General features: G+C 76.2%; 3 protein-coding genes. 2 read left to right on the top strand and 1 reads right to left on the bottom strand.

What is annotated here, in order from left to right; translation table 11 throughout:
* A partial coding sequence (locus AB0C69_RS42020) for a RidA family protein (protein ID WP_360362464.1) occupies positions 1–270 on the top strand: 270 nt, incomplete at its 5' end.
* Here AB0C69_RS42020 and AB0C69_RS42015 read toward each other — a convergent pair.
* Positions 267–1,226 carry a LysR substrate-binding domain-containing protein gene (locus AB0C69_RS42015; protein ID WP_360362461.1) on the bottom strand — a complete coding sequence of 320 codons (960 nt, stop codon included), beginning with the start codon at positions 1,224–1,226 and terminating at the stop codon, positions 267–269. The genes AB0C69_RS42020 and AB0C69_RS42015 overlap by 4 nt on opposite strands.
* Positions 1,227–1,299: 73 nt before the next feature.
* Here AB0C69_RS42015 and AB0C69_RS42010 point away from each other — a divergent pair, with 73 nt between their 5' ends.
* Positions 1,300–1,707: an NUDIX domain-containing protein gene (locus AB0C69_RS42010; protein ID WP_345174880.1), complete on the top strand. Its 408-nt coding sequence runs from the start codon at positions 1,300–1,302 to the stop codon at positions 1,705–1,707.
* Positions 1,708–1,774: the final 67 nt, after the last annotated feature.

Here is a 1,774-nt window from a genome sequence, read left to right as displayed (position 1 = left end):
GGCGAGATCGACAAGCCCGGCGACATGACCCGCCAGTCGGAGGTGATCATGTCGCTGCTGGAGCGGATCCTCGCCGCCCACGGGGCGGGCTTCGGCGACGTGGTCAACATCCGGACGTTCGTCACCGATCTGGACCGGCTGCGGGAGTACGGCGACGTCCGCCGGCGGTACTTCACCGGCCCGCCGCCCACCAGCACGACCGTCGAGGTGTCCCGCCTCTTCCACCCCGACGCCCTGCTGGAGGTGGAGATCGTCGCGGTCGTCCCCTAGGTCCGGGACCTCCCCGCCGCGCCCCGCGAGATTCCGGGCCCGCCCTCGGACCGCAGCTCCGCGGCCACGTCCCGCAGGTCCGCGAGGAAGGCGGTGACGGCCGGGGACCGGCGCGCGTGCCGCCCCACCGCCGCGTAGACGGCGCGGCGGGGGCGGCCGGACGTCACGGCGCGGAGCACGACGCCGTCCCGCGCCAGGGCGGAGGCGGCCACGGCCGGGACGAGCGTGACGCCGAACCCCTCGGCGACCAGCCCCAGCTTGGAGATCCACTCGGCGACCCGCAGCGGCGTCTGCGGCACGAACCCGGCCGCCTCGCACCGGGCGCGCAGCGCCGCGATCGCCTCCGGGTCGTCGGCGACGATCCACGGCTCGTCGGCCAGTTCCGCGAGCGGGACGCGTTCGCGCGCGGCGAGCCGGTGGCCGGACGGCAGCGCGACGAGCAGCGCGTCGTCCAGCAGGGTCACCAGGTCGTCGGCGGCGATCGAGGGGACCTTGTGGGTGCTGACCAGGGCCATGTCGAGATCGCCCGCCTCCAGCATCGGCAGCAGGCGCTCGGTGGTGCCCTCGCGCAGCAGCGGCCGGACGCCCGGGTGCCGGGTCCGGAACCGGGCGAGCGCGCGGGGGACGAGCACGGCGTTGGCGGTGGGGAACGCGCCGAGCCGCAGGGTCCCGGTGTCGAGCCGGCGCAGCCCGTCGAGGGCGCGGGCCGTGTCGGCGAGCCGGTCGAGGAGGGCGCGCGCGTGCGGGAGGAGGTACTCCCCGGCGGGCGTCGGCCGCACGCCCCGGGCGCCGCGCGCGAACAGCTCCACTCCGCAGACGTCCTCCAGCGCCGCGATCTGCCGCGAGACGGCCGACTGCGTGTAGCCCTCCGCGGCCGCGGCGGCGGTGAAGGAGCCCAGGTCGGCGACGGCGACGAAGGTCCGCAGCAGGACGGGATCGAGGGCTTCGGCACGCACTCCCGGAGCATACGGCCCGCTGCTGCCCGCACGGCGCCGCCTCCCCGCGCGCCGCCGCGCGGCCTGGAGGAGAATGACCGCCGTGGAAGATCTCGACGTCGTCGCGTGGATCCAGGTGTCGGACGGCCGGATGCTCGCCGTCCGGTCCCGGGGCCGCGACCTGCTGTACCTGCCCGGAGGGAAACGGGAGCCGGGCGAGGACGACTGGTCGGCCCTGTCCCGGGAGGTCCGCGAAGAGCTGGATCTGGAGCTCGACCGGGCGTCCTTCCGGGAACTGGGCGTGATCCGGGCCCCCGCCCACGACCAGCCCGACTTCGCCCACGTCCGCATGGCCTGCTTCACCGCCGCGTACCGGGGCGCGATGGCGGCGGCCGGCGAGGTGGACGAGTACGTCTACGTGGGGCGCGGCGACCGGCACCTGCTCGCGCCGGCCGCGCAGGCCGCCCTCGACCTCGCCGAGCGGCACGGCCTGCTCCCCTGATCGACCTTCGGACCCGATGCGGGACAAGCTGGAGGCCGACCACGGCATCCGGACGGGCGCGGACCTC

The sequence above is a fragment of the Actinomadura sp. NPDC048032 genome (genome assembly GCF_040653175.1).
Lineage (GTDB): Bacteria > Actinomycetota > Actinomycetes > Streptosporangiales > Streptosporangiaceae > Spirillospora > Spirillospora verrucosospora.
The sequence above is the reverse complement of the archived record's forward strand: the minus strand, read 5'-3'. Positions and strand labels throughout refer to the sequence as shown.